Annotated in this window: 20 protein-coding genes; 10 read left to right on the forward strand and 10 right to left on the reverse strand. The window is 69.1% G+C overall.

Going from position 1 to position 17,690, the window contains the following annotated elements; all coding sequences use genetic code 11:
• The first annotated feature begins 75 nt into the window (after window positions 1-75).
• Window positions 76-570 (forward strand): pilin, encoded by a 495-nt coding sequence (locus HF203_RS12180; RefSeq protein WP_168670087.1) that lies wholly within the window; start codon window positions 76-78, stop codon window positions 568-570.
• 108 nt (window positions 571-678) lie between these two features.
• Here the strand turns inward: HF203_RS12180 and HF203_RS12185 are convergent, their stop codons facing one another.
• The 4 genes from HF203_RS12185 to HF203_RS12200 all read right to left on the reverse strand — a co-directional run bounded on the left by HF203_RS12185 (window position 679) and on the right by HF203_RS12200 (window position 4,331).
• Complete coding sequence (locus HF203_RS12185) at window positions 679-1,014, reverse strand: cupin domain-containing protein (protein WP_168670090.1); 336 nt, start codon at window positions 1,012-1,014, stop codon at window positions 679-681.
• Window positions 1,011-1,391, reverse strand: coding sequence for a PH domain-containing protein (locus tag HF203_RS12190; RefSeq protein ID WP_168670092.1), 381 nt, complete (start codon window positions 1,389-1,391; stop codon window positions 1,011-1,013). The genes HF203_RS12185 and HF203_RS12190 overlap by 4 nt, the downstream gene beginning before the upstream one ends.
• Before the next feature lie 28 nt (window positions 1,392-1,419).
• Complete coding sequence (gene ptsP / locus HF203_RS12195; protein WP_168670094.1) at window positions 1,420-3,681, reverse strand: phosphoenolpyruvate--protein phosphotransferase; 2,262 nt, start codon at window positions 3,679-3,681, stop codon at window positions 1,420-1,422.
• Window positions 3,682-3,779: 98 nt separating this feature from the next.
• A complete protein-coding gene (locus tag HF203_RS12200; protein WP_168670096.1) occupies window positions 3,780-4,331 on the reverse strand; it encodes an RNA pyrophosphohydrolase in 552 nt (183 codons plus the stop codon).
• Between the two features lie 256 nt (window positions 4,332-4,587).
• Here HF203_RS12200 and HF203_RS12205 point away from each other — a divergent pair, with 256 nt between their 5' ends.
• The 5 genes from HF203_RS12205 (at window position 4,588) to HF203_RS12225 (ending at window position 8,604) form a co-directional block, all read left to right on the forward strand.
• A complete protein-coding gene (locus HF203_RS12205; RefSeq protein WP_168670098.1) occupies window positions 4,588-5,244 on the forward strand; it encodes a histidinol-phosphatase in 657 nt (218 codons plus the stop codon).
• A gap of 114 nt (window positions 5,245-5,358) precedes the next feature.
• On the forward strand, window positions 5,359-6,126 hold the full coding sequence (locus HF203_RS12210) for a GNAT family N-acetyltransferase (protein WP_168670100.1): 768 nt from the start codon (window positions 5,359-5,361) through the stop codon (window positions 6,124-6,126).
• Between the two features lie 19 nt (window positions 6,127-6,145).
• A complete protein-coding gene (locus HF203_RS12215) occupies window positions 6,146-6,898 on the forward strand; it encodes a lysophospholipid acyltransferase family protein (RefSeq protein ID WP_343043917.1) in 753 nt (250 codons plus the stop codon).
• A gap of 3 nt (window positions 6,899-6,901) precedes the next feature.
• On the forward strand, window positions 6,902-8,101 hold the full coding sequence (locus HF203_RS12220) for a glycosyltransferase family 4 protein (RefSeq protein WP_246221764.1): 1,200 nt from the start codon (window positions 6,902-6,904) through the stop codon (window positions 8,099-8,101).
• On the forward strand, window positions 8,077-8,604 hold the full coding sequence (locus HF203_RS12225) for a phosphatase PAP2 family protein (protein WP_168670104.1): 528 nt from the start codon (window positions 8,077-8,079) through the stop codon (window positions 8,602-8,604). The genes HF203_RS12220 and HF203_RS12225 overlap by 25 nt, the downstream gene beginning before the upstream one ends.
• Before the next feature lie 90 nt (window positions 8,605-8,694).
• On the opposite strand, the gene HF203_RS12230 is transcribed toward HF203_RS12225, so the two are convergent.
• The 3 genes from HF203_RS12230 to HF203_RS12240 all read right to left on the reverse strand — a co-directional run bounded on the left by HF203_RS12230 (window position 8,695) and on the right by HF203_RS12240 (window position 11,668).
• Window positions 8,695-9,102 carry a sulfur globule family protein gene (locus tag HF203_RS12230; protein WP_168670106.1) on the reverse strand — a complete coding sequence of 136 codons (408 nt, stop codon included), beginning with the start codon at window positions 9,100-9,102 and terminating at the stop codon, window positions 8,695-8,697.
• Between the two features lie 100 nt (window positions 9,103-9,202).
• Complete coding sequence (locus HF203_RS12235) at window positions 9,203-10,111, reverse strand: uracil-DNA glycosylase (RefSeq protein WP_168670108.1); 909 nt, start codon at window positions 10,109-10,111, stop codon at window positions 9,203-9,205.
• Between the two features lie 6 nt (window positions 10,112-10,117).
• Complete coding sequence (locus tag HF203_RS12240) at window positions 10,118-11,668, reverse strand: 2-isopropylmalate synthase (RefSeq protein WP_168670110.1); 1,551 nt, start codon at window positions 11,666-11,668, stop codon at window positions 10,118-10,120.
• A gap of 279 nt (window positions 11,669-11,947) precedes the next feature.
• Here HF203_RS12240 and HF203_RS12245 point away from each other — a divergent pair, with 279 nt between their 5' ends.
• The 3 genes from HF203_RS12245 (at window position 11,948) to HF203_RS12255 (ending at window position 14,860) form a co-directional block, all read left to right on the forward strand.
• Window positions 11,948-13,438: an AAA family ATPase gene (locus HF203_RS12245; RefSeq protein WP_168670193.1), complete on the forward strand. Its 1,491-nt coding sequence runs from the start codon at window positions 11,948-11,950 to the stop codon at window positions 13,436-13,438.
• A gap of 156 nt (window positions 13,439-13,594) precedes the next feature.
• Window positions 13,595-14,491, forward strand: coding sequence for a DnaJ C-terminal domain-containing protein (locus HF203_RS12250; RefSeq protein ID WP_168670112.1), 897 nt, complete (start codon window positions 13,595-13,597; stop codon window positions 14,489-14,491).
• A 30-nt stretch (window positions 14,492-14,521) separates the two neighbouring features.
• Window positions 14,522-14,860, forward strand: a complete 339-nt coding sequence (locus tag HF203_RS12255) for a chaperone modulator CbpM (RefSeq protein ID WP_168670114.1) — start codon at window positions 14,522-14,524, stop codon at window positions 14,858-14,860.
• 7 nt (window positions 14,861-14,867) lie between these two features.
• Here the strand turns inward: HF203_RS12255 and nadC are convergent, their stop codons facing one another.
• Complete coding sequence (gene nadC / locus HF203_RS12260; protein WP_168670195.1) at window positions 14,868-15,728, reverse strand: carboxylating nicotinate-nucleotide diphosphorylase; 861 nt, start codon at window positions 15,726-15,728, stop codon at window positions 14,868-14,870.
• 135 nt (window positions 15,729-15,863) lie between these two features.
• Between nadC and ampD the strand changes: the two genes are divergently transcribed.
• Entirely contained in the window at window positions 15,864-16,424 is a 561-nt protein-coding gene (gene ampD, locus HF203_RS12265; RefSeq protein WP_168670116.1) for a 1,6-anhydro-N-acetylmuramyl-L-alanine amidase AmpD, read from the forward strand.
• Here the strand turns inward: ampD and HF203_RS12270 are convergent.
• On the reverse strand, window positions 16,313-17,047 hold the full coding sequence (locus tag HF203_RS12270; RefSeq protein WP_168670118.1) for a GNAT family N-acetyltransferase: 735 nt from the start codon (window positions 17,045-17,047) through the stop codon (window positions 16,313-16,315). The two genes, ampD and HF203_RS12270, sit on opposite strands and share 112 nt — an antisense overlap.
• A gap of 244 nt (window positions 17,048-17,291) precedes the next feature.
• Window positions 17,292-17,654, reverse strand: coding sequence for a phenylpyruvate tautomerase MIF-related protein (locus HF203_RS12275; protein WP_168670120.1), 363 nt, complete (start codon window positions 17,652-17,654; stop codon window positions 17,292-17,294).
• Window positions 17,655-17,690 lie beyond the last annotated feature (36 nt).

Here is a 17,690-nt window from a genome sequence, read left to right on the forward strand (position 1 = left end):
GGGGGGGGGGGGGCCGGGGCGGGCGCCCCCCCCCCGCCCCGACATCGCTCTCAACCCATGCAACGGAGAACATGGATGAAACCTCAGCAGTCCGGCTTCACCCTCATCGAGCTGATGATCGTCGTAGCGATCATTGGCGTCCTCGCCTCGATCTCGATCCCGGCCTATCAGAACTATGTCGCCAAGTCACAGGTCGCAGCGGGCCTGGCGGAGATCACGCCCGGGAAGACCGAGATGGAGATGATCATTAACGAGGGACGCACAGACGACTTTAAATCAGACGACGTCACTAGTATTGGTCTAAAGAAAACGACAACCTCGTGCGCAAATGAAGCAACGCTTACAGCGGACTCAGGTGCAGCCAGCATTACTTGCAAACTAAAAGGCACGCCCAAGATCAAGGATGCCACGATCGCATGGAACAGGTCTGCAGATGGGGAATGGGCCTGCGAATATACTAATGCCAAAGATACCGGCAACAAGTTCAGGCCCAGAGGCTGTAGTGCAACAGACGGCAACACGGATCCAGCCGACCCAGCGGATCCAGCGGATCCAGCCGACCCAGACTAAGCATCACCCTCCCCTTTGACAAAACGTCCCCAGCGCGCAGCACCGCTGCTGTAGCATGACGAAACCGCGCGCTGGGGCACGAGACCGCCAAAAACCGCTGGAGCGGCCTCAGTCCTCGGCCTCCTCTGTCTCCCCGACATGCACCGCCAACCACACACAGGCCGGCTCGGTCGAGGTGGACTCAACCCGGTGCGGGGTGTGGGCGGGGATCAGCCGATAGTCACCGGCGCGCAGCCGCACCCGTTCGCCGTCGATCCACAGCACGGCCTCACCCTGGAGCAGACAGACCCACTCGTCATGCGGCTGATCATAGTCGACCGACTCCGGGGTGGCGCTGCTGACGATGCGCTCGATGCGCGCGCCGGGACGGGCGAACAGGGTCTCGAAACGCTCGCCCTCGGCAGGGACCTGCAGGTCGTCGAGCAGGTTGCCCGCGCCGTTCACCCGCCGAGCACCATGGTCGCCAGCGCGCGCTGAATGGCGGCGACGTTCTCGCCGCCGCGGATCTCGCGCACCAGCGGCGTGGGGTCGCTGCCGATCCACAGCTTGAGTTCGGCGTCGAGGTCGAAGTGGCCGGCGGTCTCGACCGCGAAGCGGGTGATCGAGCGATAGGGGATCGACTGATACTCGACCTTGCGCCCGGTCAGCCCCTGCTTGTCGATCAGGATCAGCCGCGCGTTGGTGAAGACGAACTGGTCGCGCACCAGCTGGAAGGCCAGCTCGACGCGCTCCTCGGCACCGAGGATCGGCGCCAGCTCCTCGCCGACGACCTCGGCATCGCGACTGGCGGCATTGCCGGTGATGGCACTCAACAGCCCCATGATCTGACCTCCCCTTGGCTGCGTAGGATTAGCGGCCCGGGCGCACCAGCGCGCCCAGCCCCATGGATTCGAGTTCGCCGAGCAGCAACCGGCGCACCGAGGCGCCGTCCTCGCACTGCAGCGCAGTCTGCAGCATCTCGCGCGCCCGCGTGCGGCTGATACTGCGGATCACCCGCTTGACCCGCAGCAGGCTGCCCGCGCCCATGCTCAGGCTGTGCACCCCCATGCCGAGCAGCAGGAAGATCGCCAGCGGGTCGCCGGCCATCTCGCCACAGACGCTGACCTCGCGCCCGTGCACCCGCGCCCCGGAGACGATCTGCATCAGCGCGCGCAGCACCGCCGGATGGAACTCGTCATACAGCTCGGCCACGTGCGGGTTGTTGCGATCGACCGCGAGCAGGTACTGGGTGAGATCGTTGGTGCCGACCGAGAGGAAGTCGACCCGGCGCGCCAGCGAGTCGATCAGATAGACCGCCGCCGGCACCTCGATCATCACCCCCACCGGCGGCATCCACACCTGATAGCCCTCCTCGCGCAGCTCGTCGTGGGCGCGATGGATGAGCTGCAGCGCATCCTCCAGCTCGGTGATGGTGCTGATCATCGGCAGCAGCAGCTGCAGGTTGTCGAGCCCCACGGCGGCACGCAGGATGGCGCGCACCTGGGCGAGGAAGATCTCCGGGTGATCGAGGGTGATGCGCACCCCGCGCCAGCCGAGGAAGGGGTTGCCCTCCTTCATCGGGAAGTAGGGCAGCGGCTTGTCACCACCGATGTCGAGGGTGCGGATGGTCACCGGGCGCGGCGCGAACAGCTCCAGCACCTGACGGTAATTGGCCATCTGTGCCGCCTCGCCGGGAAAGCTGTCGCGCACCAGGAAGGGCAGCTCGGTGCGGTAGAGCCCAACCCCCGCCGACTCCTCGATGCCCAGCGGGCGGCTCTCGGAGACCAGACCGGTGTTGAGATAGAGCGGCACCTGGTAGCCGTCGGTGGTCTCGGCCGGGAGGTGGCGCAACGCCTTGAGTTCCTTGGTGAGGGCGACGTCGTCCTCGGCCAGGCGCAGGTACTCGGTGCGCACCGCCGGTGTCGGCGAGACATAGACGCGACCACGATAGCCGTCGACGATCATCTCGCGACCTTCGACCCGACTCACCGGCAGGTCGGAGACCCCCATCGCCGCCGGAATACCCATGCTACGGGCGAGGATGCCGACGTGCGACGAGCCCGAGCCCCGGGTCGAGACGATGCCGGCGAGGCGCTCGCGCGGCACCTCGGCGATTTGCAGCGCGCTGATCTCGTCGCCGACGAGGATGGTCTGCTCGGCATAGCGCAGCGGATCGACGGTGCGGTTCTGCAGGTGCATGAGGATGCAGCGCCCGAGGTCGCGCACGTCCGAGGCGCGCTCGCGCAGATAGGCGTCGTCCATGGCGTCGAACACCCGGGTGTGGTCGGCGATGGTCTCGCGCAGCGCCCCCGGCGCCCAATTGCCGGCGCGGATGCGCCCGAGGGTACCGTCGACCAGGGTGTCGCTCTCGAGCATCAGTCGCCAGGCATCGAACAGCGCCATGTCCTCGGCGCCGAGATGGCTGTGGCTGTGACTGGCAAAGCGGTCGAGATCGGCCGCGACCTGGGCCAGCGACTCACGGAAATGACCGACCTCGGCGGCGATGTCCTCGGGGACGCGATCGGGCACGGCGTCGAGATCGGCGGGCGGATAGACCACCACCGCCTGCCCCAACCCGACCCCCGGCGAGGCGGCCAGCCCGGGCAGGAAGCGCTGCGGGATGCCGTCGTCCTGCAGCCGCGCCAACTCGCCGCTGGTACGGGCGAAGGTGATGGCGCCGGCGAGCTGCGAGGCCAGGGTGACGACGAAGGTGACCTCATCGTCGTCGAAATGACGCTTGTCGCGCTGGCGCAGCACCAACACCCCGAGCACCTTGCGATTCTGGATGATCGGGGCGCCGAGGAAGCCGTGATAGCTGGTCTCGCCGGTATCGGTGATGCACTGGTAGCGCGGGTGGGTGAAGGCGTCGTCGAGGTTGATCGGCTCGGCGCGCTCGCTGACCAGGCCGATCAGCCCACGGCCCATCTCCAGACGCACCCGGCCGACCGCCGCGGCACGCAGCCCATCGCTGGCCTGGAGCACGTGGTGGCGCTTGTCGAAGTCGTTGAGATAGACCGAGCAGACATCGGCGCCGACGGCCAGCTTCACCCGCTGTACGATGATCGCCAACGCCTGTTCGAGATCACGGGCGTTATTGACTTCCTGGACGATACGGCGCAGCGCTTCGAGCATAGGGGCAGAGGGACTGTGAGAGATGGTTGGGATGGATGGACGCGGCGCGCCCGGGGACGAGGGCGTGACCGCCGCTTGCCTGCCTGCCCGGGACGCGCTCAGCCTCGCCGCTGGCGCAGCAGCGCGTTGCCGGCCGACTGGCGGGGCTGCTGACGCAGCTCGCGCGCCGGGGCGCCCTCGGGGTAGAGCGACGGCGCCAGCTCTTCGAGGGCCTGCAGATAGACGTGGCGCTTGAAGTAGACGACCTCGGTGAGCGGTTGCCAGTAGCGGACCCAGCGCCAGGCGTCGAACTCGGGCTTGTCGGAGAGATCGAGCTGGAAGGCGTCCTCGTCGCAGTCGACGCGGAGCATGAACCACACCTGCTTCTGACCGATGCAGGTCGGGCCGCAGTGACGGCGGATATAGCGCTTGGGAAGGTGGTAGCGCAGCCAGCCCCGGGTGCTGCCGAGGATGGTGACCTGGTGGTGGTCGAGACCGACCTCCTCCTGGAGTTCGCGGAACATCGCCTGCTCCGGGGTCTCGTCGGAGCGGATGCCGCCCTGCGGGAACTGCCAGGCGTTCTGTCCGATACGCCGGCCCCAGAATAGACGGCGCTCCCGATTGCTCAGGATGATGCCTACGTTCGGTCTGAAGCCGTCGTGATCGATCACGTCACTCTGTCCCACTGGATCGCGCCTTAGCATTCTTCCATACCCCGTTGATAGCGGCAAGCGAGGGATCGACTAAGCGACTGCCAAGCAACGGCTTTCCATCGCCCAGGATATCACGACACAAAACTGGCGCGACCTATGCTTGCAAGCACCAGGGGAATCCCCGACCATCGAGTGGCGGGCCCCGTGCCGGCCCTCCCTGCACCCGGCCAGCGCCGATCCATCCACCTTATCAGCCATCAGGACCCATCGCCCGATGTCATTAGCGATCTTCGATCTCGACAACACCCTGCTCGCCGGGGACTCTGACCACCTCTGGGGCGAGTTCCTGGTCACCCACGGCCTCGTCGACGGCGAGCACTACGCCCGCGAGAACACCCGCTTCTACCATGAATACCGCGACGGCACGCTCGACATCGACGCCTTCCTGCGCTTCTCGCTGCGCCCGCTGAGCGAGCACCCGCGTGAGCGGCTCGAGGCGCTGCGGGCACGCTTTGTCGAGGAGTGCATCGCCCCGATCATGCTCGAGCAGGCGCAGGCGCTGATCGCACACCACCGCGAGGCCGGCGACACCCTGATGATCATCACCGCCACCAACGCCTTCGTCACCGCGCCGATCGCCGCGCGCTTCGGCATCCCCCACCTCATCGCCACCCAGCCGGCCGAACGCGACGGAGGCTATACCGGCGAGGTCGAGGGCATCCCCTCCTTCCGCGAGGGCAAGGTGCAGCGGCTCGAGTCCTGGCTCGCCGAGCGCGAGCACGACCTCACCGGCAGCCACTTCTACAGCGATTCGCACAATGACCTGCCGCTGCTCGAGCGGGTCGAGCACCCGGTCGCGGTCGACCCCGACCCGCAGCTGCGCGCCACCGCCGAGGCCCGTGGCTGGCCGGTGATCTCGCTGCGCGACTGACCCCGGCCACGCCCGGCGACCTTCATGCTGGCGTCATCTCGCCCACACCGCGCCGCAACAGTCGCGACCTACCATCGCCCTCTCAGTCATCAGCAACACAGCAGAGGGTCCGTCATGGTCGCATCCGCGTCTGCGCCGGTCGTCAAGCGCTCCGAACGTCTCTACGTCGAACTGGCCTCCTCCCCCACCGAGGTGCGCGAGGCCCAGGCCCTGCGACACCGGGTGTTCGCCGGCGAGATGGGGGCGCGACTCGACAGCCCGACCCCGGGGCTCGACGAGGATGCCTTCGACGCGCACTGTCAGCACCTGCTGGTGCGTGAGGGCGGTAGCGGTCGGGTCATCGGTTGCACCCGGCTGCTCATCGACACCGCGGCGGCGCGGCTCGGACGCTTCTACTCCGAGGGCGAGTTCCGGCTCGATGCGGTACTGGCGCTGCCTGGGCGCAAGCTCGAGATCGGGCGCACTTGCATCGCCCCGGAGTATCGTCAGGGACCGGCGATCGCGGTGTTGTGGTCCGGGCTGGCCGGCTTCATCCATCTCCATGGGGTCGACTATCTGTTCGGCTGCGCCAGCGTGCCGCTCGGCGAGCACGACCTGCAGGCGGCGGCGATCATGAACCGGCTGCGCCGCCAGGCGCTGGCCGCAGAGCCGCTGCGGGTCATCCCGCGCGCGCCGCTGCACACCGAACACGCCTCGGACGACAACCTCGATGCACCGCTGCCACCGCTGCTACGGGCCTATGTCAGGCTCGGCGCCAAGGCCTGCGGCGAACCCTGCCGCGACCCCGACTTCGGCGTCGCGGATGTACTGATGCTGCTCAATGTCGATGAACTCAACCCAAGCTACTCCAGACACTTCCTCGAACGCGCCACGCACCCTTGAACACGCTGCACGAGCCGGGGTGCTGAGGACCAGTTGGCGCCTGTTGCGACTGGTCGAGCACCTGCTCACCGGAACCATGATCGGTCTGTGGATCTATCTACTCGAACGCCTCGGCCGCCCGCCGGCCTGGACCGCCCGCGCGGTGCGCTGGTGGAACCAGCGGCTGTGCCGGGTGCTCGGCCTGACCCTGGAAGTCAGCGGCCGGGTGGCACCGGGCGCGCTGGTGGTCGCCAACCATGTCTCCTGGCTCGATGTCCCGGTACTCGGCGCCCAGGGCGAGATGGGCTTCCTGTCCAAGTCCGAGGTGCGACGCTGGCCGCTGATCGGCTGGTTCGCGCACCTCGCCGGCACCCACTTCATCGTCCGCGGCGCCAACCAGACCGAGCAGGTGATGCAGGGCATCGCCGATGACCTGCGCAGCGGACGCGCGGTGGTGATCTTCCCCGAGGGCACCACCAGCGACGGTCAGGACGTGCGCCGCTTCCACCCGCGCCTGTTCGCCCTCGCCCAGATCCCCGGCACCCGGCTCCAGCCGGTGGCCATCCGCTATCAGCATGCCGAGCACCCGGCCCCGGAGCGGGCCGCCGCCTACACCGGCAACGACAACCTCGCCCTCAGCCTGCTGCGCATCGTGCGCCACCCGGCGCTACATGTCCGGATCGAGTGTCTGCCCCCGCTCACCCCGACGCCCACGACCCGGCGCCATGAGCTGGCCGAGCAGACCCGCACCGCGATCACGCAATCATTGGATCTGCACCCCGAGCCCGCCTGAACCATGAACACCATCGCCCCCCGGCCGACCGCACTGCACCTTGCCGTCGTCACCGAGACCTACCCCCCGGAGATCAACGGCGTGGCGCACACCATGCGCCATCTCGTCGAGGGACTGGCCGCACGCGGTCACCGGGTACGGCTGGTACGGCCACGCCAGCGCGGCGAGCGCGCCGCCCGGGACCAGACCGCGCCGACCCTGGTGCCGGGGCTGCCGATCCCCGGCTATCACGGGTTGCGCTTCGGGCTGCCGGTCTACTGGCGGTTGCGCCGACAGTGGCGACACGAGCGCCCCGACCTCGTCTATATCGCCACCCAGGGGCCGCTCGGGCATGCCGCACTCGCCGCGGCACGCGACCTCGGGGTGGCGGTGGTCACCGGCTTCCATACCCAGTTCCATCAATACAGCCGCCACTACGGGTTGGGGCTGCTCACCGGCCCGATCGTGGCCGCGCTGCGCCGCTTCCACAATCGCTCCCAGGCCACGCTGGTACCGACCGCGACGCTGTGCGAGAGGCTCGGCGCGGCCGGTTTCGACAATGTCGCGATCTTCGGACGCGGGGTCGACATCGAGCGCTTCTCGCCACGCTGGCGCGACCCCGAGTTGCGCCGCGCCTGGGGCTGTGCCGCAGATGACCTGGCGGTACTCTACGTCGGACGGATCGCTGCGGAGAAGAACCTGGCGCTGGCCTGCGCCGCCTTCGAGGCCATCCGCACCGAGCGCCCGGGTGCGCGCTTCGTGCTCGTCGGCGACGGCCCAGAACTGGCACGGCTGCGCCGCACCGCCCCCGACTATGTCTGCACCGGGGCCAAGACCGGCCAGGCGCTCTCGGCCCACTACGCCTCGGGCGACCTGTTCCTGTTCCCCAGCGAGACCGAGACCTTCGGTAACGTGGTCACCGAGGCGATGGCCAGCGGCCTGCCGGTGATCGCCTACGACGATGCCGCCGCCCACACGCACATTGACCCCTGGCGAAACGGCGTTACAGTGCCGTTAGGCGAGCGCGACGACTATCTCCGGGCCGCGCGTGAGGCGGCGCGCGACCACGCGCGGCTGCGCCGGATGGGCGAGGCGGCGCGTCATGACGCCGAGGGCATGAGTTGGGAACGCGTCCTCGAAGGACTCGAGGAGCAACTGAGAGAAGTCATCCATCGACAGTGCCGCAGCGGAGGCTTGTCATGCAGATGTGGCTACAACACCTGAACGACCTCGAGACCATCCTCTGCCGGGCCTGCAGCCGCCCCAGTCGGCGACAGTGGATCCAGCGCAGCTTCGCCTTGATCAGTCGGCTCGGCGATGGCCTGTTCTGGTACAGCCTGATCGCGCTGTTACCCCTGACCCACGGCCTCTACGGCCTGCAGACCAGCCTGCACATGCTGCTCACCGGCGGGGTGGCACTGGCACTCTACAAGTCGCTCAAGGGCGTTACCCGCCGCGAGCGCCCTTGCAACCACGCCACCGACATCGTCGCCCTGGTGCCACCACTCGATCGCTACAGCTTCCCCTCGGGCCATACCCTGCACGCGGTGGTCTTCACCATGGTGGCGATCCACTACTTCCCGCAGCTCGCCTGGATCCTGGTGCCCTTCACCCTGCTGGTGGCCGGCTCGCGGGTGATCCTCGGCCTGCACTACCCCAGCGACGTGCTGGTGGCCACCGCCATCGGCCTGCTCCTCGCCGACACCAGCCTGGCGCTGTTGGGCTGAGCACAACGCAAACAGGGCGCTGCCCCGAGGGGATCAGCGCCCTGTCGTCACGCATCCGCCCGAGTGGCGGACACGTTCACGCCACCCGGCTTACTTGGAGGCGGGCTGAGCCGGCTGCGCAGGCTGGGCCGGGGCACCCGGCACACCCGGTGCACCATAGGGGTAGGCATAGGGGTAGCCACCGCCGTAGTAGGGCGCACCACCGTAGTAGGGCATGCCACCGTAGTAAGGCGCGCCATAACCGCCGTAATAGGGATTGCCGTAGCCGTAGCCATAGCCGTTGCCGCGGCCGTAACCACGACCATAGCCGCGACCACCGCCGCTCATGTTCATATTGAAGTCGCCCCAACCGTCTCCAAACATGTCGCTGAACATGTCACCGACGCCGGAGCCATAACCCGGACCATAACCACCCCAGCCCGGTCCCCACCAGGCGGAAGCGGAAGCGGATGCACCCAGGAGGGCGGCGACTGCGGCGGCGGTAGCAAGCTTTTTCATTGATCTCTCCGGTCGTTGGATCTCGATCTGATAGCAAACCCGGTCGCCGCAATCGGCGACGACGGGACGCATTGTATTAGAAGTTAATTAAATATGAAACTTATTTTCCGCCCCCTTCACGCAACCGCTGCGCGACCGCGCTGAGATCCTCCCAGGCCTTCGCCTTCTGTGCCGGCGAGCGCAGCAGATAGGCCGGATGATAGGTCACCCGCAGCGGGATGCGCGCCTCGCCGATCTCGAACCAGCGCCCCCGCAGCCGACCCACGCTGACATCGGTATTGAGCAGGTGTTGGGCCGAGATCCGCCCCAGCGAGAGGATCAGCGTCGGCTCGATGAGCGCGATCTGGCGCTGTAGATAACCCTCGCAGCGAGCCATCTCCTCGGGTCGTGGATCGCGGTTGCCGGGCGGGCGACACTTGAGCACGTTGGCGATGAAGACCGTCTCGCGTGTCAGCCCGATCGCCTCGAGCATGCGCGTGAGCAACTGCCCGGCACGGCCGACGAAGGGCTCGCCCTGGCGGTCCTCGTCGGCCCCCGGCGCCTCGCCGATCAGCATCAGTCGGGCGTCGTGCGCACCGCTGCCAAAGACGCTGTGCTGGCGGGTCTCGTGCAACGCGCAGCCACGACACTCGCGCACTGCGCCGGCCAGTTGCCCCCAGTCCATCGCCGCAACCGCCGCAGCGCTCCCCGGCGCAGTGGCCACAGCCGGCGCAAACAGGTCATCGTCCGGCGGCTCGGCCACACGCGCGGCGACCGGCGCCGGCGTGGCGCGCGCCACCACCTCGGCCGGTGGCGGGGCGCAAGGCGGCGGCATCGGCAACGGCGGCGGCTCGGGGGCACGCGGCGTCGGGCGCGGGCGTGGCGGCTCGGCGACGACCGGCTCGGGGGCCGGCGGCACCGCCGGTGGCATGGCCAGCGGCGGTGCCAGAGCCTCGGCCCCGTCCTCACGCGGCTGCCAGGCGTGTATCCCCATCCGCGCCAAATAGGTCAGACGACGTTGCTCGTCCATCCCGGCTCAGACGTCCGCGCCCTGCGGGTGCGCACGATGCGTACCGTGCAGCACCTTGTTGCAGGCGTTGACGTAGGCCTTAGCCGAGGCGATGACGATGTCGATATCGGCGCCCTGGCCGTTGACCACGCGCCCCCCCTTCTCCAGACGCACCGTCACCTCACCCTGGGCGTCGGTACCGCTGGTGATGGCGTTGACCGAGTAGAGCTTGAGTTCGGCGCCGCTCTCGAGCACCGACTCGATGGCCCGGAAGGCCGCGTCCACCGGGCCACTACCGGTGGCCGACGCGCTGCGTTCGGCACCGTCGACGGCGAGCACCAACGCGGCGTTCGGGGTCTCGCCGGTCTCCGAGCACACCCGCAGCGAGACCAGCTTGACGCGCTCGTTGGCGGCACCGAGGTTGGTGTCGGTGACCAGGGTCTGCAGATCCTCGTCGAAGATCTCGTGCTTCTTGTCGGCGAGGTCCTTGAAGCGGGCGAAGGCGGCGTTGAGTTCCTCCTCGGAGGCGAAGTCGATGCCGAGGTCGTGGAGCCGGCTGCGGAAGGCGTTGCGACCCGAGTGCTTGCCCAGCACCATGCGGTTCTCGGTCCAGCCGACGTCCTCGGCACGCATGATCTCGTAGGTCTCGCGATTCTTGAGCACGCCGTCCTGATGGATGCCCGACTCGTGGGCGAAGGCATTGGCACCGACCACCGCCTTGTTGGGCTGAACCGCGAAACCGGTGATCCCCGAGACCAGCCGCGAGCAGGTGACGATCTGGGTGGTGTCGAGCCGGGTGTCGCAATCGAACAGGTCCTGACGGGTGCGTACCGCCATCACCAACTCCTCAAGCGCGGCGTTACCGGCACGCTCGCCGAGCCCGTTGATGGTGCACTCGACCTGGCGCGCGCCGTTGCGCACCGCCGCCAGCGAGTTGGCCACCGCCAGGCCGAGGTCGTTGTGACAGTGCACCGAGAGGATCGTCTGGTCGATGTTGGGGACACGCTCGCGCAGCGCCGCGATCACCGCGCCGAACTGATCGGGGATGTTGTAGCCGACGGTATCAGGGATGTTGACCGTGGTCGCGCCCGCGGCGATCACCGCCTCGGTGATGCGACAGAGGAAATCGATCTCCGAGCGTCCGGCATCCTCGGCGGAGAACTCGACGTCGTCGGTATAGCGCCGCGCCCGTCGCACCGCCGCCACCGCCTGCTCGATCACCTGCTCGGGCTGCATCCGCAGCTTCTTCTCCATGTGGATCGGCGAGGTGGCGATGAAGGTATGGATACGCCCGGCGTTGGCCTTGGCCAGCGCCTCGCCGGCACGGTCGATGTCCTTGTCGAGCGCGCGCGCCAGACCGCAGACACGGCTGTCCTTGATCTGCTCGGCGACCGCCGCGACCGCCTCGAAATCACCCGGGCTGGCGATCGGGAAACCGGCCTCGATCACATCCACCCGCAGCCGCTCCAGCGCCCTGGCGATGCGCAGCTTCTCGTCACGGGTCATCGAGGCCCCGGGGCTCTGTTCACCGTCGCGCAAGGTGGTGTCGAAGATGATCAAATGGTCTTTTTCGCTCATGGCTCTTCTCTTGCTACGCCTGGAGGCCCGACCAGGCCGATACTGAATGGCTATCGTTGGGGCCGCGCGCCCCAGCCCACCCGTCGGGCACGGCGGGCAGCGGACCTGGGACAGGATCGAGGGAACAGGTCGGCGCGGCGTGTCACCGCATCTTCGCAGTCTGACCCGACGCTGTCACTGGGTTGTCGCCGGTGATACTGGTAAATTTACCGGCAAGGTCCACGCGACGCCGCCACCCGGTCCCCGAGCATGGCCATCACGCCCCCCGCCCACACCCCGATGCCGGACCTGCACGACCTCGAGTTGCTGCTGCGCGCCGACACCCCGATCCTGATCATCGAGTCGGTCGAGGAGCCGCGCGTGGTCGAGCTGTTCGCCGGGCTGGCGATCCGTCTCGGCCAGCCCGCCTTCCGCTGGACGGTGACCGAGGGACTGCGCCGGCTCGAGTTCGACGCCGAGCCACAACGCAACCTCGCCGAACCGCGCCAGGCGCTGCGTCATATCCACGCGCTCGATCAGCCCGGGCTCTATCTGCTGCTCGACTTCCACCCCTATCTCGACGATCCCATCCACATCCGCTTGATTAAGGAGATCGCCCAGACCCACGCCACCTGCGCCCGCACCCTGGTGCTGGTCAGCCACGGGCTCGAACTGCCCGCCGAGCTGCGTCACCTGAGCGTGCGCTTCCAACTGCGCCTGCCCGATCGCAACCGCATCATGGGACTGATCCGCGAGGAGGCGCGCGCCTGGCAGGAGGCCGCGCCCGGACGCGCGCTGCGCGCCAGCCGCGAGGCGGTCGAGCAGCTGGCCAACAACCTGCTCGGGCTCACCGAATCCGACGCCCGGCGGCTGATCCGCAACGCGGTGCGCGACGACGGCGCCATCACTCGCGACGACGTCGCCACCCTACGCCGCGCCAAGTACGCCCTGCTCAGCCCCGATGGCGTGGTCTCCTTCGAGTACGACACCCGCAGCTTCGCCGACATCGCCGGGCTCGACAACCTCAAGGCCTGGCTCGACCGGCGACGCGGCCCCTTCCTCGACGCCGACGAGCGCCGCGACCGCCCGCGCGGCATCCTCCTGCTCGGGGTCCAGGGTGGCGGCAAGAGCCTCGCGGCCAAGGCCGTCGCCGGGCGTTTCGGGGTGGCACTGCTGCGTCTCGACTTCGCCACCCTCTACGACAAATACATCGGCGAGACCGAGAAGAACCTGCGCCGGGCGCTGCGCACCGCCGAGGTGATGGCCCCCTGCGTGCTGTGGATCGACGAGATCGAGAAGGGACTGGCCACCGGCTCGGCCGACGACGGCGTCGGCCGACGCGTGCTCGGCACCCTGCTTACCTGGATGGCCGAGCGCCGCGCCCGGGTCTTCCTGGTGGCCACCGCCAACGACGTCTCGCGCCTGCCGCCCGAGCTGTTGCGCAAGGGTCGCATCGACGAACTGTTCTTCGTCGATCTACCCGATACCGGGGTGCGCCGCGAGGTCTTCGCCATCCATCTCGCCCGCCGCGGCATCGACCCGGCAACCCTTGATCTCGACACCCTCGCTGCCGCCAGCGAGGGCTTCACCGGCGCCGGGATCGAGCAGGCGGTGGTCGCCGCCAGCTATGCCGAGGACGGCGGCGAACGCCGCCCCGACACCGAGGCGCTGCTCGCCGAGCTGGCCGCCACCCAGCCGCTGGCGGTGGTGATGGAGGAGCGGATCGCGGCACTGCGCCACTGGGCCCGCGAGCGCACCGTGCCGGCCCACGGTGCCACCGCCACGGACTGAACCACGCGCCGCCGTCGCCACGGTTGACAGCGCCCCGGCGCAACGACTATCCAACGAACAGACGACGATCGGACCCGGCACCGCTGGCTGTGGCACCAGGCCACACCCGGGCACCACGGAGCATGATCGGATCCGTCCATCCCGCGAGAGCAGACGATGCAATACAAGGATTACTACAAGACCCTCGGGGTGGCGCGCGACGCCACCCAAGACGAGATCAAGCGCGCCTACCGCAAGCTCGCGCGCAAGTACCACCCGGACGTCAGCAAGGAGTCCGACGCCGAGGCCCGCTTCAAGGAGATCAACGAGGCCAACGAGGTGCTGCACGACCCCGAGAAGCGCGCCGCCTACGACGCCCTCGGCAGCGGCTGGCGCGCCGGTCAGGACTTCCGCCCACCGCCCGGCGGCGGGCGCCGCGGCCACTACCGCTTCGACGCCGATGACGTCGGCGACTTCAGCGACTTCTTCTCCAGCATCTTCGGGCGCGCCTTCGGCGGCGCCGAGCCACCGCGACGCCGCGGCCAGGACCAGACGGTGCGCATCGCCCTCGATCTCGACGAGGCCTATCGCGGCGTCACCCGCCAGGTACGGGTCGAGTCCTCGGGCAACGCCCGCACCCTCAAGGTGCGCATCCCCGCCGGGGTCACCCAGGGCCGACAGATCCGTCTCGCCGGCCAGGGCGGCGCCGGGCTCGGCGGCGGCCCGGCCGGCGACCTCTATCTCGAGGTCGAGCTGAAGCCCCACCCGCACTTCACCCCGGACGGGCGCGACATCCACCTGCGCCTGCCACTGGCACCCTGGGAGGCGGCGCTCGGCGCTGCGGTGAGCGTGCCCACCCTCGGCGGCACCGTCAGCCTGAAGATCCCGCCGGGCTCGCAGTCCGGGCAGCGGCTGCGGCTCAAGGGACGCGGGCTGCCCGGCGATCCCCCCGGCGACACCCTGGTGACGCTCGAGATCCAGGCCCCGCCGGCGACCACCGAGGCGGCGCGCCGCGCCTATCGCGAACTAGCCGAGCAGCTAGACTTCAACCCGCGCGCCGACCTCGGGGTGTAGCGCGCGGAACCAACAGGGAGGGCATCGCCGATGCAGCAGCTGGAGCGGATCTTCGAGGGTATCGTGCTCGACGAGGGCCTGAGCCTGTCGCTGGTCGAGCTGTGCATGCTCTGCGACGCCGAGCACCACCTGATCGAGTGCATGGTCGCCGAGGGGCTGCTCAACCCGTGCGGCAACCTCCCCGCCGAGTGGCGCTTCGATGGGGTCGCGGTGCGCCGTGCGCGCCGCGCCGTGCGGCTGCGCCACGACCTCGACCTCAACCTCGCCGGCACCGCGCTGGCGCTCGACCTGCTCGAGGAGAACGAGCGCCTGCGCGAGCGGCTGCAGGTGCTCGAACAGCACCTCGCTCAGCCCGGCACGCCGCGCTGAGCGAGGCTCAGCCGACCTCCAGGCGCATCGACAGATCGACCGCGGTCACATCCTTGGTGAGTGCGCCGACCGAGATGCGGTCGACCCCGGTCTCGGCGATCGCGCGGATGGTCTCGAGGTTCACCCCACCGGAGGCCTCCAGGCGCGCCCGCCCGGCGCTCAGCGCCACCGCCTCGCGCAACTGGTCGTTGTCGAAGTTGTCGAGCAGCACCGTCGGCGCACCGGCGGCCAGCGCCTGCTCGAGTTCGGCGAGCGACTCGACCTCGACGATGATCTCCAGCCCGGTCTCCAGCGCCCGCGCCGCGGCCACCGCCGCGGCGATCGAACCGGCGGCGAGGATGTGGTTCTCCTTGATGAGGATGGCGTCGTGCAGCCCCATGCGGTGGTTGGTGCCGCCACCGCAGCGCACCGCGTACTTCTGCTGCAACCGCAGCCCCGGCAGGGTCTTGCGGGTGTCGAGCACCGCCACCGGCAGCCCGGCGACGGCGTCGGCGAAGCGGCGGGTGCGGGTGGCGGTGCCCGAGAGGGTCTGCAGCAGGTTCATCGCCGTGCGCTCGCCGGTGAGCAGCGCCCGCACCGGGCCGGTGATCACGCACAGCCGCTGCCCCGGCGCGACGCGCTCGCCGTCGGCCGCCTCCCAGTCGATAACGATCGCCGGGTCGAGGGCGTGGAACACCGCCTCGAACCAGTCCCGGCCGCAGAGCACCGCCGACTCGCGGGTGATCAGCTCGGCGCGCGCCTGCTGATCGGCAGGCAGCAGCGCGGCGGTGACGTCACCGCCGCCGAGGTCCTCGGCGAGCGCTGCGCGCGCCTGCTCGCGGATCAATGCCGCATCGAGACCAGCCGGGAGGGATTGAGGGGAAGACATGCTGCTCATGGGATCCTGTGCTTACCGCATCGCTCGGGGAAAAGCTGTCGATTATCGACGATTCGCGCCACAATCGACACGGCCAACGCGGCGGTACGTCGCGCGCGCCGCTGTAGTCCAGAGCAAGGAATCATCATGTCCACGCACCCCGACCCCGAGATCGACGCCGCCGGCTGGCTCGATGCCGCCCTCGCCCGGCCCTCGCCCAACTGCGACGAGCGCCCGCCGGGGACCACCATCGACCTGCTGGTGATCCACAACATCAGCCTGCCGCCGGGTGAGTTCGGTGGCGAGTGGATCGACGCCCTGTTCCACAACCAGCTCGACCCCGATGCCCACCCCTACTTCGCGGGGATCGCCGGACTACGCGTCTCCGCCCACCTGCTGATCCGGCGCGACGGCACCCTGCTGCAGTACGTGCCCTGCGAGCGCCGCGCCTGGCATGCCGGGCGCTCACGCTTCGGCGCGCGCGAGGCGTGCAACGACTTCGCCATCGGGATCGAACTCGAGGGCACCGACACCCGACCTTTCACCGATGCCCAGTACCACCAGCTCGGGCGCTGCGCCCGCGCGCTGCGTCGGCGCTACCCCGGGATCACCCCCGAACGCGTCGTCGGGCACGCCGACATCGCCCCGGGGCGTAAGACCGACCCCGGCCCGGCCTTCGACTGGGCGCGGCTGCGCCGGGCGCTCTGAGCCGCACGCCGCGCCAGCACGCGCGAGCGCCGCGCGCCGAACGAACGCGGTCGCGGATGCATCCAGGTACGATAACGGGCGACGGCCGCGCGCCAGCCACCTCGCACCGCCGGCGACTCGTCCCCACCGAGCAGGTGCTCGTATTCGAGTACCGCGCCACCACGCCAACGTGGCCGCGCGCCGAGCCGCGCGGCCAGGGCGCGCATGCCGGCGTTGGCCGCCAGCACCTCGCAGCGCAGTCGGCAGATGCCTGCGGCACGGGCGTGCTCGGCGAGCACCCGCAACAGCGCGGTCCCGACGCCACGACGCTGCGCCACGTCGATCACCTCGACGGCCAGCTCGCCGCTGTCGGCGCCGGGTGCGGTCCGGATGCAGCGCGCCACCCCCAGCGGCTCGCACGGCATGCCGCGCGCATCGAGCCGGATGGCCCCGATGGCGAGATGGTCGTGACCATCGATGGCGGCGAGCACCGCGAGATCGCGCTCATTGAGTTCCCGCTTGACCCCGCAGAAACGCAACCGCCGCGAGCCCGGTGAGAGCCCGGCGAAACAGGCGAGCAGGAAGTCGCGATCACCCGGACCGAGCGTGCGCAGCAGACAGCGGCTACCATCTTGCAGCCGCACTAGGTGGGGGCTCGGGCCCCGATCGGACAGTACGCGGGCCTCCATGACTCCACACCTCCCATCGCATGGACCGACAAGGACCGTCCGGGGCGGACGGCATGGGACCCCGGACATCGCGGCGGGTCTGGCGAGACGGGGACGGGGCGTGGCCCGCGCCGCTCGATCGGGCGCGATGCCACACATCTCGGTTTAGATGCTGATCAGGGGACAGAGGTTCAATGGCCGCCGGCCACGGCGGCACCGGCTAGTCGCGACGCGGGTCCTGGAAGGTCCCGCCGTTCCAACCGAAGAGGTGGCGCGGCGGCGTACGGAAGTCAATGTAGACCCGTCGCTCGGGGACGCCGAGCAACGCCTCGCAGAGGGCACAGAGGACACGCGCATAGCGCGGGGTCTCGGCCTCGGGCAACCCGAGGCTGAGCAGTTCGAGCAGCGCCGTCGGCTCGGTGCTGCCGCCAAGGCTCAGCGCGCAGCGGTCATCGAGCAGGACCATCACATAGGACTCAGGCTTGCCGAGCAGCTCGGCGACCGCAGTCGAGAGCCTACCGAGCAGCTCGGCGCGCTGCGCGTCGGGGACGGTGACATTGGTATGCAGTTGTAACGTGGGCATGGCACGTCTCCCTGGGGTGGACCTCGTCCGATGATA

This window comes from Marichromatium bheemlicum, from assembly GCF_012276755.1.
Classification (GTDB): Bacteria; Pseudomonadota; Gammaproteobacteria; order Chromatiales; family Chromatiaceae; genus Marichromatium; species Marichromatium bheemlicum.

Bases quoted from the DNA above. Each gene is read 5' to 3' on its own strand.
- HF203_RS12180 (WP_168670087.1), top strand. From the start codon at position 76: ATGAAACCTCAGCAGTCCGGCTTCACCCTCATCGAGCTGATGATCGTC.
- HF203_RS12190 (WP_168670092.1), bottom strand. From the start codon at position 1,391: ATGGGGCTGTTGAGTGCCATCACCGGCAATGCCGCCAGTCGCGATGCC.
- ptsP (WP_168670094.1), bottom strand. From the start codon at position 3,681: ATGCTCGAAGCGCTGCGCCGTATCGTCCAGGAAGTCAATAACGCCCGT.
- HF203_RS12205 (WP_168670098.1), top strand. From the start codon at position 4,588: ATGTCATTAGCGATCTTCGATCTCGACAACACCCTGCTCGCCGGGGAC.
- HF203_RS12210 (WP_168670100.1), top strand. From the start codon at position 5,359: ATGGTCGCATCCGCGTCTGCGCCGGTCGTCAAGCGCTCCGAACGTCTC.
- HF203_RS12220 (WP_246221764.1), top strand. From the start codon at position 6,902: ATGAACACCATCGCCCCCCGGCCGACCGCACTGCACCTTGCCGTCGTC.
- HF203_RS12225 (WP_168670104.1), top strand. From the start codon at position 8,077: ATGCAGATGTGGCTACAACACCTGAACGACCTCGAGACCATCCTCTGC.
- HF203_RS12230 (WP_168670106.1), bottom strand. From the start codon at position 9,102: ATGAAAAAGCTTGCTACCGCCGCCGCAGTCGCCGCCCTCCTGGGTGCA.
- HF203_RS12235 (WP_168670108.1), bottom strand. From the start codon at position 10,111: ATGGACGAGCAACGTCGTCTGACCTATTTGGCGCGGATGGGGATACAC.
- HF203_RS12240 (WP_168670110.1), bottom strand. From the start codon at position 11,668: ATGAGCGAAAAAGACCATTTGATCATCTTCGACACCACCTTGCGCGAC.
- HF203_RS12245 (WP_168670193.1), top strand. From the start codon at position 11,948: ATGCCGGACCTGCACGACCTCGAGTTGCTGCTGCGCGCCGACACCCCG.
- HF203_RS12250 (WP_168670112.1), top strand. From the start codon at position 13,595: ATGCAATACAAGGATTACTACAAGACCCTCGGGGTGGCGCGCGACGCC.
- HF203_RS12255 (WP_168670114.1), top strand. From the start codon at position 14,522: ATGCAGCAGCTGGAGCGGATCTTCGAGGGTATCGTGCTCGACGAGGGC.
- nadC (WP_168670195.1), bottom strand. From the start codon at position 15,728: ATGTCTTCCCCTCAATCCCTCCCGGCTGGTCTCGATGCGGCATTGATC.
- ampD (WP_168670116.1), top strand. From the start codon at position 15,864: ATGTCCACGCACCCCGACCCCGAGATCGACGCCGCCGGCTGGCTCGAT.
- HF203_RS12275 (WP_168670120.1), bottom strand. From the start codon at position 17,654: ATGCCCACGTTACAACTGCATACCAATGTCACCGTCCCCGACGCGCAG.